At 63.2% G+C, this 14,335-nt stretch carries 14 protein-coding genes; 9 read left to right on the top strand and 5 right to left on the bottom strand.

Annotation, left to right across the window (positions count from 1 at the left end; genetic code table 11):
* Window positions 1-31: 31 nt before the first annotated feature.
* From G7044_RS00315 to cobS, 5 genes are read right to left on the bottom strand one after another with little or no spacing between them, the layout of a single operon-like run.
* Window positions 32-1,822: an aminopeptidase P family protein gene (locus G7044_RS00315; protein WP_166324271.1), complete on the bottom strand. Its 1,791-nt coding sequence runs from the start codon at window positions 1,820-1,822 to the stop codon at window positions 32-34.
* 14 nt (window positions 1,823-1,836) lie between these two features.
* Complete coding sequence (locus G7044_RS00310; RefSeq protein WP_166324268.1) at window positions 1,837-2,712, bottom strand: hypothetical protein; 876 nt, start codon at window positions 2,710-2,712, stop codon at window positions 1,837-1,839.
* A gap of 2 nt (window positions 2,713-2,714) precedes the next feature.
* Window positions 2,715-4,583, bottom strand: coding sequence for a cobaltochelatase subunit CobT (gene cobT, locus G7044_RS00305; RefSeq protein WP_166324265.1), 1,869 nt, complete (start codon window positions 4,581-4,583; stop codon window positions 2,715-2,717).
* Window positions 4,580-5,011: a hypothetical protein gene (locus tag G7044_RS00300; protein ID WP_166324262.1), complete on the bottom strand. Its 432-nt coding sequence runs from the start codon at window positions 5,009-5,011 to the stop codon at window positions 4,580-4,582. The genes cobT and G7044_RS00300 overlap by 4 nt, the downstream gene beginning before the upstream one ends.
* On the bottom strand, window positions 5,011-5,991 hold the full coding sequence (gene cobS, locus G7044_RS00295) for a cobaltochelatase subunit CobS (RefSeq protein ID WP_166324259.1): 981 nt from the start codon (window positions 5,989-5,991) through the stop codon (window positions 5,011-5,013). Before cobS ends, G7044_RS00300 begins: the two co-directional genes overlap by 1 nt.
* A 125-nt stretch (window positions 5,992-6,116) precedes the next feature.
* Here cobS and G7044_RS00290 point away from each other — a divergent pair, with 125 nt between their 5' ends.
* The 9 genes from G7044_RS00290 (at window position 6,117) to G7044_RS00250 (ending at window position 14,269) form a co-directional block, all read left to right on the top strand.
* Window positions 6,117-7,142, top strand: a complete 1,026-nt coding sequence (locus G7044_RS00290; protein WP_166324255.1) for a DUF808 domain-containing protein — start codon at window positions 6,117-6,119, stop codon at window positions 7,140-7,142.
* A gap of 161 nt (window positions 7,143-7,303) precedes the next feature.
* The gene (ugpB, locus tag G7044_RS00285; protein ID WP_166324252.1) at window positions 7,304-8,629 is read left to right on the top strand and encodes a sn-glycerol-3-phosphate ABC transporter substrate-binding protein UgpB; all 1,326 of its coding nucleotides are present in this window, start codon (window positions 7,304-7,306) and stop codon (window positions 8,627-8,629) included.
* Between the two features lie 58 nt (window positions 8,630-8,687).
* Window positions 8,688-9,566: a sn-glycerol-3-phosphate ABC transporter permease UgpA gene (gene ugpA / locus G7044_RS00280; protein WP_166324249.1), complete on the top strand. Its 879-nt coding sequence runs from the start codon at window positions 8,688-8,690 to the stop codon at window positions 9,564-9,566.
* Window positions 9,566-10,414, top strand: a complete 849-nt coding sequence (gene ugpE / locus G7044_RS00275; RefSeq protein WP_166324246.1) for a sn-glycerol-3-phosphate ABC transporter permease UgpE — start codon at window positions 9,566-9,568, stop codon at window positions 10,412-10,414. The genes ugpA and ugpE overlap by 1 nt, the downstream gene beginning before the upstream one ends.
* Window positions 10,414-11,427 (top strand): sn-glycerol-3-phosphate import ATP-binding protein UgpC, encoded by a 1,014-nt coding sequence (locus G7044_RS00270; protein WP_166324243.1) that lies wholly within the window; start codon window positions 10,414-10,416, stop codon window positions 11,425-11,427. The genes ugpE and G7044_RS00270 overlap by 1 nt, the downstream gene beginning before the upstream one ends.
* A 197-nt stretch (window positions 11,428-11,624) precedes the next feature.
* A complete protein-coding gene (locus tag G7044_RS00265; RefSeq protein WP_166324240.1) occupies window positions 11,625-12,128 on the top strand; it encodes a type III secretion system chaperone family protein in 504 nt (167 codons plus the stop codon).
* Window positions 12,129-12,168: 40 nt separating this feature from the next.
* Window positions 12,169-12,984, top strand: a complete 816-nt coding sequence (proC, locus tag G7044_RS00260) for a pyrroline-5-carboxylate reductase (RefSeq protein WP_166324237.1) — start codon at window positions 12,169-12,171, stop codon at window positions 12,982-12,984.
* A complete protein-coding gene (locus G7044_RS00255) occupies window positions 12,981-13,316 on the top strand; it encodes a tRNA-binding protein (RefSeq protein ID WP_166324234.1) in 336 nt (111 codons plus the stop codon). Before proC ends, G7044_RS00255 begins: the two co-directional genes overlap by 4 nt.
* Window positions 13,316-14,269, top strand: a complete 954-nt coding sequence (locus G7044_RS00250; protein ID WP_166324231.1) for a 2-hydroxyacid dehydrogenase — start codon at window positions 13,316-13,318, stop codon at window positions 14,267-14,269. Before G7044_RS00255 ends, G7044_RS00250 begins: the two co-directional genes overlap by 1 nt.
* Window positions 14,270-14,335 lie beyond the last annotated feature (66 nt).

The following is a 14,335-nucleotide window of genomic DNA, read 5'->3' as shown; positions in this document are numbered from 1 at the left end:
GCGCCTTTCGGGGCGCGGCGTTCACCAAGGATCAGATCAGGGCTGTTGCCGATTGCAGCCAGGTCCGGGTTTCCGCATCGACCAGCGGGCCGATCTTGCGGAAGACCTCCTCATGATAGCGGTTCAGCCAGTCGCGTTCGGCGGGTGACAGCATCTCTGTCACGATCATGCGCCGGTCAATGGGCGCGAAAGTCAGCGTCTCGAAGCCCAGCATCTCGCGCCCGTCAGGGCTGTCTGCCGGGGTGATGACGATCAGGTTTTCGATGCGGATGCCGAAGGCACCCTCGCGGTAATAGCCGGGTTCGTTCGACAGGATCATCCCGGTTTGTAACGGCACCTCTGACGCGCGGCTGATCCGTGCCGGGCCTTCATGGACGCAAAGCGCGGCGCCGACGCCGTGCCCGGTGCCGTGATCGAAATCCAGCCCGGCAACCCACAGCGGCGCGCGCGCCACCGCATCCAGATCGCGCCCGGCCACACCCTTGGGGAAGCGCAGCCGAGAGAGGCCGATCATGCCCTGCAACACGCGGGTGAAGGCATCGCGGACCTCTGGCCCCATCTCACCCACGGCCACGGTGCGGGTGATGTCAGTGGTGCCATTCGCATATTGCCCGCCCGAATCGACCAGCAGCACCTGCCCATTGGCCAGCGGCAGGTTGCTGTCCTTGGATACGTGGTAATGCGGCAGCGCTGCATTCGGACCGACGCCCGCGATGGTGTCGAAACTGATGTCGAGGATCCCTGCCTCGCGCCGCAGCTCCTCCAACTTGGTGACCACGTCGATTTCGGTCAGCCCGCCCGGCGCGGTCCTGTCCAGCCAAGCCAAAAACCGCGCCATCACCGCCCCATCTGTCAGGTGTGCCGCGCGCATACCGTCGATTTCAGCGGAATTTTTCAGTGCCTTGGGCAGCACCACCGGGTCATCTGCCGCGATGACAGTGGTGCCCTGTTCGGTCAGGATCTGGAACACCGCCTCGGGTGCCGAGGCAGGATCGACCCGGACCGTACCGTCAAGCGTTGCAAGAGCGGCCGGGAAACCGTCGGCGTGGATGATAGAAACTTCGTTACCCAGATGACGCCGCACGGCGTCGTCGAATTTCGCCGGATCGGCAAAGACCTGCACCGCGCCGCTATCGTCAATCACCGCAAAGCCCAGCACCACCGGGTTGCGGGGCAGATCGGCCCCGCGAATATTCAGCAGCCATGCCAGCGAATCGGCCAGCGTGATGACCGCCGCGCCCTGCCCGGCCTTGGCCAACGCAGCTGCGATCTGTGCGCGCTTCTGTGCAGCCGTCTGGCCCGCCAACGCGTCATCATGCAGCCGCACCTGCCCGACGGGCGCATCCGGCCGGTCGGTCCAGACCCGGTCGACAAGGTTCGCGACCGGCAACAGCGCGATCCCCTCAACTTCCAGCCGCTTGCGCAGATCCGCGATCTCGCGATGGGTATGCAGCCACGGATCAAAGCCGACGCGGCCACCATCGGGCAGCGCCTCGGTCAGCCAGTCGGCGGGCTTCATCTCGGGGAAGGGGACGGGGGTGAAATGGTCCAGGTCGACCTCGGCCTTGACCTGCACGCGATAGCGACCATCGACGAAAACACCCGCCTGATCGACGGTCACGATCGCCTGCCCGGCACTGCCGGAAAACCCGGTCAGCCAGCGCAGGCGCGCATCGGCATCGGCGACATATTCGCCCTGATGCGCATCGGCGCGCGGAACCATGAAGGCGTCCAGCCCTTCTGCCGCCATGGCCTTGCGCAGCGCGGCGAGGCGCGGCGCATGTTGTGCGGGGTCCGAGGTTTCGGTGAAGGTCTGAAACATGGTCTTCCTGTCGGTTAATGAGGCAAGCCCGGCGCGTCCTGAGCAGGCAGAAGCGACCAGCCGTCATCGGTCCAGTAAAGGATCTGATGCGGTGCGATTGCATGGGCGGGAACTTCATCGCCCGGTGCCGCGACGATCTGCAGCAGGCGCATGGCCTCTGCATCGGCGCTATTGGCATAGATCACCACGTTGCGGGCGGCAAACAGCGCGGCAGGCGGGGCGCCGAATTCGTCCTGAATATCGTCCCACAGACCTGACAGGAAATAGGTGCTTGCCTCGTAATTCCCGTCCAGCTGCAACTGGAACAGCTTGTCGTCGATAGAACCGACCTGAAGGTCGCGTTCGTGGCAGAAGCGGGCCAGATCCTGCATGGCCTGCTGGCGCGCCATGTCCAGATCCAGTCCGGCCCCTGCCAGTTCGGCCTCGGAGACAGAGCGCATCATCTGCGGCGTATCGTGCATCAGCACGACATTCAGCCCGGTGCGCAGCGGCTGATACCAGAAAGGCAGCGGCTGGTCGGCGGGCGCGCCCGCCTCGCGCAGCTGTGCCTGCACGGTTTCGATATAGTCGGCGCCCTTCAGCACCGGCAGCAGATAGCCCTCGTCCTCGGACGGCTCTGTCAGCGCATCATCGAGGATGTCCATCACCGCCTGCCCGTCCGGGGCCTGCCGCAGAAAGCCCAGAAGCTCCGACACATCCAGCGCCATTTCACCGCCGCTGTGATAGCGTAGGCTGACCGCCCCGCCGTCAAAGTCGGCCGCCGCGATATCCTCGCGCAGGCGGGCGAAGGCGGCGATCTTGGGGCCGATCAGATCGGCCGAGGCGAGATCCTCGGCCGAGATTTCCAGCACAACCTCGTTCTCATCCGGATCGTTCGGATTGCCCGCCATGGCTATCTTCCCCCGATGCGTGAACGCCCCATCGCCCGCGCGCGCTGGCGCGGGTCGGCCTCGAACAGGCCGGCCAGCTGTTCGGTCATCGCCCCGCCCAGCTGTTCGGCATCAGTGATCGTGACGGCGCGTTCGTAATAGCGGGTCACATCATGGCCGATCCCGATGGCCAGCAATTCCACCTGCCGGCGCTTTTCGATCATGGCGATCACGTCGCGCAGATGCTTTTCCAGATAGTTGGCGGGGTTCACCGACAGCGTGCTGTCATCAACGGGCGCGCCATCGGAAATCACCATCAGGATCTTGCGGGCCTCGGACCGTTTGACCAGCCGGCGATGCGCCCATTCCAGCGCCTCGCCATCGATGTTTTCCTTCAGCAGCCCTTCCTTCATCATCAGGCCAAGGTTCGGACGCACCCGCCGCCAGGGCGCATCCGCGCCCTTGTAAATGATGTGGCGAAGATCGTTCAGCCGGCCCGGCAGCGCCGGGCGGTTGTCCTTCAGCCACTGCTCGCGGCTTTGGCCGCCCTTCCAGGCGCGAGTGGTAAAGCCGAGGATTTCGACCTTGACCTGGCTGCGTTCCAGCGTGCGGGCCAGCACGTCGGCGCAGATGGCGGCGATGCTGATGGGGCGGCCGCGCATGGATCCCGAATTGTCGATCAGCAGCGTCACCACGGTGTCGCGAAACTCGGTGTCCTTTTCGATCTTGAAGGACAGGGGCGTCGTCGGGTTAGCGACCACGCGGGCCAGACGGCCCGCATCCAGCACGCCTTCTTCCTTGTCGAATTCCCAGCTGCGGCTTTGCTGCGCCTGCAACCGGCGCTGCAGCTTGTTTGCCAGCCTGCTGACCGCCCCGCGCAGGGGTTCCAGTTGCTTGTCCAGATAGGCACGCAGCCGTTCAAGTTCCGCCGGTTCGGCCAGATCCTCGGCCTTGATTTCTTCGTCGAAGGCCTGCGTATAGACCTTGTAATCGGCGCTGGCATCGCTGACCGGCGGCGGCAGTTCCTGCGGCATCTCGCTGTCGGGCATGTCGGCTTCTTCCGACATCATCTCCTCGGACGAATCGTCCATCGAGACCTGCGCCTGCCGTTCGTCCTGCGTGCGTTCCTGGCTGCGTTCGGGCGAGGCCTCGTTATCCTCGGATTCGTCCTGATCGCGGGCCTGATTGTCGCCGGATTCGGGATCGGGTTCGGCTTCCTCGCTGGCATCGTCTTCCGGTTCGGCGTCCGGGTCTTCGCCCAGTTGGTCGCCGTAACCGAGATCAGAGATCATCTGCCGCGCCAAGCGTGCGAAGGCAGCCTGATCTGCCATCGTCTCGCGCGCCGCGTCCAGCACATGACCTGCTTGCTGGGTCACAAAGGGTCGCCACAATTCGGCCGCATGGGCCGCCGCCGGGGGCAGCGGCCGCCCCGTCGCCGCCTCGCGCAGCAGATAGCCGGCAGCCACGGCCAGGGGCACATCGGCGGGCTGGCGGACTTGAGCATAGCCGCGCCGCTCGGCCTCGGCCCCCATCTTGGCGTCGATATTGGACAGCGCGCCCGGCATGTCGCGCGCGCCAAGCGCCTCGACGCGGGTGGTTTCAACCGCATCGAAGATTTCGCGCGCCATCGGTCCGGCGGGGGCGTATTTCGCGTGGGTCGCCGGGTCGTGATGGCGCAGCCGCATCGCCAGCGCATCGGCGGTGCCGCGCGCCTGCACGATCTCGTCGCGGGTCATCCGGCGCGAGACCTGCGGCAGCCGCATCGTGTCGCCCGTCACCCCCGAGGGATCGGCGGTAAAGGTCACGCTCAACTCGGCTTCGTCCGCCAGCGCGCGCGTCGCCTCGGTCAGGGCCTTCTTGAACGGATCGGCGGGGTTGTCGGTCTTGTTCATGGAACCTCCAGCCTACCTGCACCGATGAGATCGTCGATCATTCCGAGGCAGCCATAGTATTGCTCTATCATCAACCACTGCAATGCGACTCGTCCTTCGCTGTCGCCCTCACTGGCGGACCAAGGGGTAGCCCATTTCGATTCACTCTGGCTGACCATGTCCGCGAAAGAGCGAGATTCCGAAATCACGTTCAGGCTCCGAGCGACTGAAGGGAGATTCGGCGCGGCTGCGTCGAAAAGCAATCTCGGCTCATTCGGGCCAATCTCGACACGATTCTCCGCCATGAAGCGGTGGAGACCTGCGCAACGGGCGAGACTGTCCGGGGTTGCCGCCAAGTGGGGAAACCCTTTGACGTCGAGGCGTTGCAGCACGTCCTGCGCCGCTGCGGCGCTAAAGACAAGAACGCTCGCGACGGCCAGAGCCCGCATCACCCCGCCTTCGCCGCCGCACTTTCCGGCAGTTCCTCATCGAACAGGCGCTGATAGAACTCGGCCACGGTCTGGCGTTCCAGCTCGTCGCATTTGTTCAGGAAGGTCAGGCGGAAGGCATAGCCGACATTGTTGTCGAAGATGCGGGCGTTCTGCGCCCAGCTGATCACCGTGCGCGGCGACATGACCGTCGACAGGTCGCCCTGCATGAAGGCGGTCCGGGTCAGGTCGGCCAGCGTCACCATCTTGGAGATGACCGCCCGGCCCTTTTCGTTGTTATAGTTCGGGTTCTTGGCCAGAACGATTGCGGCCTCGGCATCATGCGACAGATAGTTCAGCGTCGAAACCAGCGACCAGCGGTCCATCTGGCCCTGGTTGATCTGCTGGGTGCCGTGATAAAGGCCGGTCGTGTCGCCCAGACCCACCGTGTTCGCAGTCGCAAACAGCCGGAAATATGGGTTCGGCGTGATGACCTCGTTCTGGTCCAGAAGCGTCAGCTTGCCGTCGGCTTCCAGCACGCGCTGGATCACGAACATAACGTCAGCGCGGCCGGCATCATATTCGTCAAACACGATGGCGGTCTGGTTGCGCAGTGCCCAGGGCAGGATGCCTTCGTGGAAGACCGTGACCTGCTTGCCATCGACCAGCTTGATCGCATCCTTGCCGATCAGGTCGATCCGGGAAACGTGGCTGTCGAGGTTCACCCGGACGCAGGGCCAGTTCAGCCGCGCCGCGACCTGTTCGATATGGGTCGATTTGCCGGTGCCGTGATAGCCCTGGATCATCACCCGGCGGTTATAGGCAAAGCCCGCAAGGATCGCCAAAGTGGTGTCCGGATCGAATTTATAGGTCGGGTCGATCTCTGGCACGCGCTCGGTCCGTTCGGCGAAACCCTTGACCTTCATGTCGCTGTCCAGCCCGAAGACCTCGCGCAGGTCGATTTCCTCGGTTGGCTTCGCGTTCGCGTCCAGATCGGCCATGGCCCTTGCCCTTTCCCAGAATGTCGCCCGTGTGATGAAGCATTCGCGCGCCCGGTGCAAGCATTGGCAGGCTGGAACCTTCCCGCCCCGGCAGTATTATGCAAAGGAACAGGAAAGGATCGCGGATGAGCGGATTGATCGCCCTTTTGGACGATGTGGCAGGGATCGCCAAGGTTGCGGCGGCCTCGATCGACGATGTGACCGGCATGGCGGCGAAGGCCGGGGCCAAGGCCGCCGGCGCGGTTATCGACGACGCGGCCGTGACGCCGAAATACGTGACCGGCTTCGACGCCAAGCGCGAGCTGCCGATCATCTGGAAGATCGCCAAGGGATCGATCTTCAACAAGGTGGTGATCCTTCTGCCGATTGCATTGCTGCTGTCGGCCTTTGCGCCCTGGCTGATCTCTCCGCTGCTGATGCTGGGCGGGTCGTATCTGTGTTTCGAAGGGGCAGAGAAGGTCTATCACGCGATCTCGCCGCCCGACGATCCCCATGACCATTACGAAGGCGGCAAGGGTGATCCGACCAAGCTGGAGGAAACCAAGGTCGCCGGTGCGATCAAGACCGACTTCATCCTGTCGGCCGAGATCATGACCATCGCGCTGAACGAAGTCACCGCGCTGATGGCGGGCGGCACCCTTGTCGGTGCGGCGAAATACGGCATGGAAGCGGGCGTTCTGTTCGTCGTCGCCTTGGCGATCACCGTGATCGTCTATGGCTCTGTCGCGCTGATCGTCAAGGCTGACGACGTGGGCGTTGCCATGGCCGCGCGAAATACCGGCCCGATCGCCGCGCTTGGCCGTGGCATCGTCAAGATGATGCCGGTTCTGATGAAGATCCTGACCATTGTCGGCACCGCAGCGATGATCTGGGTCGGCGGCAATATCATCGTCCACGGTCTGCACGAGATGGGCTGGCATGCGCCCTACGAGTGGATCCATCATCAGGCAGAGGCTGCCGCGCAGGCGGTTCCGCAATTCGCCGGCCTCGTATCTTGGGCTGTCACCGCGTTCTTTGACGGCATCATCGGGCTGGTATGGGGGCTGCTGCTGATCCCGCTGTCGGAATACATCATCGTGCCACTGTCGAATGTGACCATCGTGCCGCTTATCAACGGCGTCAAATCCTTGTTCGGGCGCAGCGAGGCATAGGCCGCACAGAGTCCAGGCATGGAGGGCGGCAAGAATAACCTTGTCGCCCTTTTTTCAGACAGTTGACCGACGGCTCAATTCTGTCACATTTCCTTCACAGATCCGACACCCGCCATTCATGCGGCGGGAATAGTCAGGCGACGCCCTCAACAGGAAGGACAATGTTAATGACCCGTATCTTTACCGCATCGGCCGTGGCGCTGATCGCTTCGCTTTCCGCAGCCAACGCGGCAACCGAGATCCAGTGGTGGCACGCCATGGGCGGCGAACTGGGCGCGAAAGTCGAAGAAATCGCGAAGAACTTCAACGAATCGCAGTCCGACTATGTCATCGTCCCTTCCTACAAGGGCAACTATGTCGAAACCATGACCGCCGCCATCGCGGCCTTCCGTGCCAAGGAACAGCCCGCCATCGTGCAGGTGTTCGAAGTGGGCACCGGCACCATGATCGCCGCCAAGGGCGCGATCTATCCGGTCTATCAGCTGATGGCCGACAACAGCGAACCCTTCGATCCGGCCAGCTTCCTGCCCGCCGTGGCCGGTTACTATACCGATACCGAGGGCAATATGCTGTCGATGCCGTTCAACAGCTCGACGCCCATCATGTATTACAACAAGACCGTGTTCGAAAAAGCCGGCCTTGACCCGAACGCCCCGCCCAAGACCTGGGCCGAGATGGAAGCGGCGTCGAAGAAGATCATCGAATCGGGGGCTGCGACCTGTGGCTTTACCACGGGCTGGGTCAGCTGGATCCAGACTGAAAACCTGTCGGCATGGCACAATCAGCCCATCGGGTCGCTGGAAAACGGCTTTGGCGGGCTGGATGCCCGGCTGGAGGTGAATGGCCCCGTGCAGGTCAAGCATTGGGAAAACCTGAAGAAATGGGCCGACGAAGGCCTGTATAAATATGCCGGTCCGGTCGGTGGCGATAACGCGCCGCCGATGTTCTACAGCCAGGAATGTGCGATGGTGATGAACTCTTCGGGTTCGCGCGCCGCTGTGGTCGAGAACTCGAAGGACTTCGATCTGGGCTTCGCCATGCTTCCCTATTACGACGATGTCGAGGGCGCGCCGCAGAACTCGATCATCGGTGGCGCGACGCTGTGGGTGCTTCAGGGCCGTGACGATGCCGAATATCCGGGCGTCGCCAAGTTCTTCACCTATCTGTCCAGCCCCGAAGTTCAGGCCGACTGGCACCAGGTGACGGGCTATCTGCCGATCACCACCGCCGCCTATGACCTGTCGACCGAACAGGGTTACTATGAGGCCAATCCGGGCGCAGACACCGCGATCAAGCAGATCACGCTGAACGCGCCGACGCCGAATTCCAAGGGCCTGCGCTTTGGCAACTATGTCCAGATCCGCACCATCATCGACGAGGAATTCGAGGCGCTTCTGGCCGGCAACAAGGACGCCCAGGGCGCGCTGGATGCGGTCGTATCGCGCGGCAATGCGCTGATCGAAGAATTCCAGTCGCAGAACCAGTAACCGAACTCAGCGCCCGCGGCTTCACCCCGCGGGCGCTTTCCCTTTGCCGGAGCCGTCGATGAAGCGGGTATTTTTCAACAACAGATGGCTGCCATGGCTGCTGCTTGCCCCGCAGCTGATCATCACGGCGATCTTCTTTCTGTGGCCCGCCGCGCAGGCGGTCTGGCAAAGCTTCCTGCGGGAAGACGCCTTCGGGCTGAACACGACCTTCGTCGGGCTGGCGAATTACAAGCAGCTTTTGAACAGCAGCGAATATCACAACAGCTTCTGGGTGACTTTCGTCTTCACGACCTCTGTCACCGTGTTCACCATGGCCTTTGCCCTGCTGATGGCCATCGCGGTTGACCGGCTGATCAAATCCGAAAAGGTCTATACCACGCTTCTGGTCTGGCCTTACGCCATCGCCCCCGCCGTCGCGGGCATCCTGTGGTGGTTCATCTTCAACCCATCCATCGGCATCCTGACCTATGTGCTGGCGCAGGTGGGCATCCGCTTCAACTATGTGTCTGACCCGACGGACGCGATGATCCTTGTCGTGCTGGCGTCAAGCTGGAGCAGGATTTCCTATTCCTTCCTGTTCTTCCTTGCCGGCCTGCAATCGGTGCCGGGATCACTGCGAGAGGCGGCCGCCATCGACGGGGCCGGTCCGGTCAAGCGCTTCTTCACCATCACCCTGCCGCTTTTGTCGCCCACCACCTTCTTCCTGATGGTCGTCAACCTCGTCTATGCGATGTTCGAAACCTTCGCCGTGATCGATTCCACCACCTACGGCGGGCCGGCGCAGTCGACGAATATCCTTGTCTACAAGGTCTATCAGGACGGTTTCGTCGGCCAGAACCTTGGGTCGTCTGCCGCGCAATCGGTGATCCTGATGGCCATCGTCATCGTGCTGACGGTGATCCAGTTCCGCTATGTCGAAAAGAAGGTGGCTTACTGATGGTCGAAAATCGCCCCTTCCTGAATTTCCTCGCACATGTCGTGCTGATCTTTGGCGTCGTCGTGGTGGCGCTGCCGGTCTGGGTGGCGCTTGTCGCCTCGACCCACGAATCCAACGCCTTCCTGCGCGGCACCGTGCCGATGTGGTTCGGCGATCAGGCTGTGCATAATTACAGCCGGATGCTGGGCACCGGCATCTCGACCTCAGGCATGCCGCCGGTGGGTTGGATGATGTTCAACTCGCTGATCATGGCGCTTGGCGTGGCGCTTGGCAAAATTGCCATCTCGCTGACCTCGGCCTTCGCCATCGTCTATTTCCGCTTCCCCTTCCGCATGGCTGCCTTCTGGATCATCTTTTCTACCATGATGCTGCCGGTTGAGGTGCGTATCGTGCCGACCTTCAAGGTGGTGGCGGATCTGGGGATGCTGAACAGCTATCCCGGCCTGATCATCCCGCTGATCGCATCCGCCACGGCGACCTTCCTGTTCCGTCAGGTCTTCCTGACCATGCCGGACGAACTGACCGAGGCCGCCCGCATCGACGGCGCAGGCCCGATGAAATTCTTCCGCGACATCCTTCTGCCGCTGTCGCGCACCAATATGGCGGCGCTTTTCGTGATCATGTTCATCTATGGCTGGAACCAGTATCTGTGGCCGCTGCTGATCACCACCGGGTCGGACATGTATACGATCGTCGCCGGCATCAAGCGCATGTCCACCGTCGCGGATACCGATCCGCAATGGAACTATATCATGGCGACCGCGGTCCTCGCGATGTTGCCCCCGCTGCTGGTGGTCATCTTCATGCAGCGGCTGTTCGTCAAAGGCCTTGTGGAGACCGAAAAATAATGGCGCAGATCACCATCGAAAATCTCGGCAAGGTCTATCCGGGCGGCACCCGCGCGGTCGAGGATATCAATATCGACATCGCGGATGGCGAATTCATCGTGCTGGTCGGCCCGTCCGGCTGCGGCAAGTCCACGCTGCTGCGCATGGTCGCGGGGCTGGAATCGATAACCGAGGGCACCTGTTCCATTGGCGGGCGCGTCGTCAATGACATCGAGCCGGCTGAACGCGATATCGCAATGGTTTTCCAGAACTATGCGCTGTATCCGCATATGACCGTGCGCCAGAACCTCGCCTACGGGCTGAAGAACCGCCGCACCCCCAAAGCCGAGATCGACCGCCGCGTGGCCGAGGCCGCCGAGATTCTGCAGATCGGCAGCTTCCTCGACCGCAAGCCGCGCGCCCTGTCGGGCGGACAGCGGCAGCGCGTCGCCATGGGCCGCGCCATCGTGCGCGAACCCGCTGCCTTCCTGTTCGACGAACCGCTGTCGAACCTAGATGCCAAGCTCCGCATCACCATGCGGTTGGAGATCAAGGAGTTGCAGCGCCGGCTCGGCACAACTTCGATCTACGTCACCCATGACCAGCTAGAGGCGATGACCCTGGCCGACCGGCTGGTGGTGCTGAACAAGGGCCGGGTCGAACAGATCGGCACGCCGCTGGAGGTGTATCGCAATCCGGCATCTGCCTTCGTCGCCAGCTTCATCGGCAGCCCGGCGATGAACCTGATTGCCGCCCGCGCCGTGCCGCATCTGCCAGGCACCGGTCACGCGGGCCTGATCGGCATCCGGCCGGAGAGCCTGATTCCCTCGGCTGACGGCCAGATCGAGATGACTATTGATGCGGTCGAGGAATTGGGCGCCACCCGTCTGGTGCACGGCCATGTCGGTGGCGAGGCGCTGACCGTAACCATGCCCGCCGATGCAGACCTGCCCGAAACCCTGCGTCTGAAGGTCGATCCGCAGGATATTCACCTGTTTCAGGCGGAATCCGGCGCAAGACTCGCCCGGGCTTGACCTCGGCGCCGAATCACGCATCTGGTGTTCGGCGCCGATTCATCCACAAGATTTTGCTTCCGTTAACGGAAATTCACTTTACAGCACGGCCCCTGTCAGCCACCCTGATGTGGTAGGGCTGACGGGCCAAACCACATCCTGTCGTGGTCCTACGCAAGAAAAGGTGGGTGTACCACCATATGCAGGGGACGACAGGCATGGCGCAGGCGGACAACTTCATCCACTCCAACGAAATCCACCCCATCGACATCGTTGAAACGGTGGCGACTCATCACGAATGGGATTTCGACCGCCTCGCCGATGACCAGATCGCCATGACCGTCGAGGGTCAGTGGCGCACCTATTCGATCACCCTCGCCTGGTCGGATGCCGAAGAAATGCTGCGGCTGATCTGCACTTTCGACATGGACCCGCCCGCGGCCCGCATGCCCGAGATTTACGAGGCCCTGAACCTGACCAACGATCAGGTCTGGGACGGCGCTTTCACCTTCTGGGCCAATCAGCGGATGATGGTCTGGCGCTATGGTCTGTGCCTGGCGGGGGAAACCATTGCCGGTGCCGAACAGATCGACCACATGATCCGCAACGCGCTGGAACAGGCCGAGCGTTACTATCCCGCCTTCCAACTGGTGGCCTGGGGTGACACCCAGCCAGAGGCCGCTCTGGACATCGCGATGGGTCCGGCCTACGGACGAGCATAAGACGGGCCGCATTCGGCGCGGCCCCAGACAGGGGGACGCAATGAATCTTGCCGGAGACTTTTCCGAAATCAATCAACGTGGTCTGGTGCTGGTCGGTTGTGGCCGCATGGGCGGGGCGATGCTGACAGGCTGGTTGGCCAACGGCATCGATCCCGCCGCCGTCACCGTCATCGACCCCAATGCCCGCCCCGACTGGGCCGATAAGGGCGTGCGCCTGAACGCCGCCCCGCCCGAAAGCCCGGCGGTGCTGGTGCTGGCCGTGAAGCCGCAGATGATGGGCAGCGTGCTGGATCAGCTGGGCGTCGGGCCGGATACGCTGGTGCTCTCGGTCGCGGCAGGGGTCACGCTGGACGCCTATGCCCGCGCCTTCCCGGATGCCCCGGTGGTGCGCGCCATGCCCAACACACCCGCCGCCATCGGGCGCGGAATCACCGCACTGATCGGCAATGATCTGGCTGGCCCTGCGCAGTTGGATCTGGCCCACAACCTGATGGCCGTGGTGGGCGAGGTCGTCCGCCTGTCGGACGAATCCCAGATGGACGCGGTGACGGCTGTGTCAGGCTCTGGCCCGGCTTACGTCTTCCACATGGTCGAGGCGCTGACCGCCGCAGGCGAAGCAGAGGGCCTGCCCGCCGATCTGGCGCTGCAACTGGCCCGCGCCACTGTCGCGGGTGCGGGCGCTCTTGCCATGGCGGACGACACGCCCCCTGCGGCCCTGCGCGAGGCGGTGACATCGCCGGGTGGCACCACCGCCGCCGGGCTGGCGGTGCTGATGAACGCCGATACCGGACTGCCGCCGCTGGTCGCGCGCACCGTCGCCGCCGCCGCCGCCCGCTCGCGTGAGTTGGGCAAATGACCATCACCTATGATGATTTCCAGACTGTAGACATCCGCGTCGGCACCATCACCCGGACCGAACCTTATCCAGAGGCCCGCAAGCCCGCGATCAAGCTTTGGGTCGATTTCGGTGCCGAGATCGGCGAAAAGCGCAGCTCGGCCCAGATCACCGTGCATTACGTCCCCGAAGAACTGGTGGGCAAGCAGGTGCTGGCGGTGGTGAATTTCCCGCCGCGCCAGATCGGCAAGTTCATGTCCGAGGTTCTGGTCCTCGGCCTGCCCGACACCCGCGGCGAGGTCGTGTTGATCGGCCCAGATCACCCGGTCCCGAATGGCGGAAGGATGTTCTGATGAAGCTGCTGGTCACCCGCCCGATGACGCAAGCGGCCGAAACCGCCATTCGTGCCCGTTTCGACACCCGTTTCCGTGACACCAACGCGCCGCTGACGCTGGACGAGGCGGCCGCCGCGCTAGCTGATTACGATCTGATCATGCCGACGCTGGGCGATGCCTTCCGTGCGCCTGCCTTCCGCGCAGCGCCCCCGCGCGCGAAGCTGTTGGCGAATTTCGGTGTGGGCTTCAACCATATCGATATCGCCGCAGCAAAGGACGCCGGCGTTGCCGTCACCAACACGCCCGACGTGGTCACCGACGCCACCGCCGATCTGGCGGTGACGCTGCTGCTGATGACCGCACGCCGCGCCGGCGAAGGCGAACGGCTGGCCCGCAGCGGTGATTGGGAGGGCTGGCACCCAACGCAAATGCTGGGCACCCATGTCTCCGGCAAGACAGCAGGCATCATCGGCATGGGCCGGATCGGCCGCGCCATCGCCAAGCGGCTGCATTACGGCTTTGGCATGCAGATCCTGTTCTTTAACCGCTCAACCCTATCGCAACAGGAGGTACCCTCTCAGCAGGTGCCCACGCTGCCCGAACTGATGGCGCAATGCGATTTTGTTGTCATCGCCGTGCCGGGCGGGGCGGAAACGCATCATCTGGTCGATGCGACGGCGTTGTCGGCGCTTGGCCCTGATGGCATCCTGATCAACATCGCCCGCGGCGACGTCATCGACGAGGACGCGCTGATCAGCGCCCTGACCGAAGGCCGCATCCGCGCGGCCGGGCTGGACGTCTATGCCGAGGAACCGTTCATCCCGACCGAACTGCGGGCGATGGAAAACGTCGTGCTGCTGCCCCATCTGGGCACCGCAGCCGAGGAGGTCCGCACCGCCATGGCATTGCGCGCGCTGGCGAACCTGACGGCCTTTGCCGAGGGCGCCCCCCTGCCCGATCCGGTGGCATGACACCACTTAACCTAGATTAACGAAACCCCCGTTTTCACGGCGCGTTAACCCGGCAGAAACAAAGGC

Source organism: Paracoccus xiamenensis (genome assembly GCF_011308835.1).
Taxonomy (GTDB): Bacteria; Pseudomonadota; Alphaproteobacteria; order Rhodobacterales; family Rhodobacteraceae; genus Paracoccus; species Paracoccus xiamenensis.
Note: the sequence above shows the minus strand (reverse complement) of the source record. Positions and strands in the feature narration are given on the sequence as shown.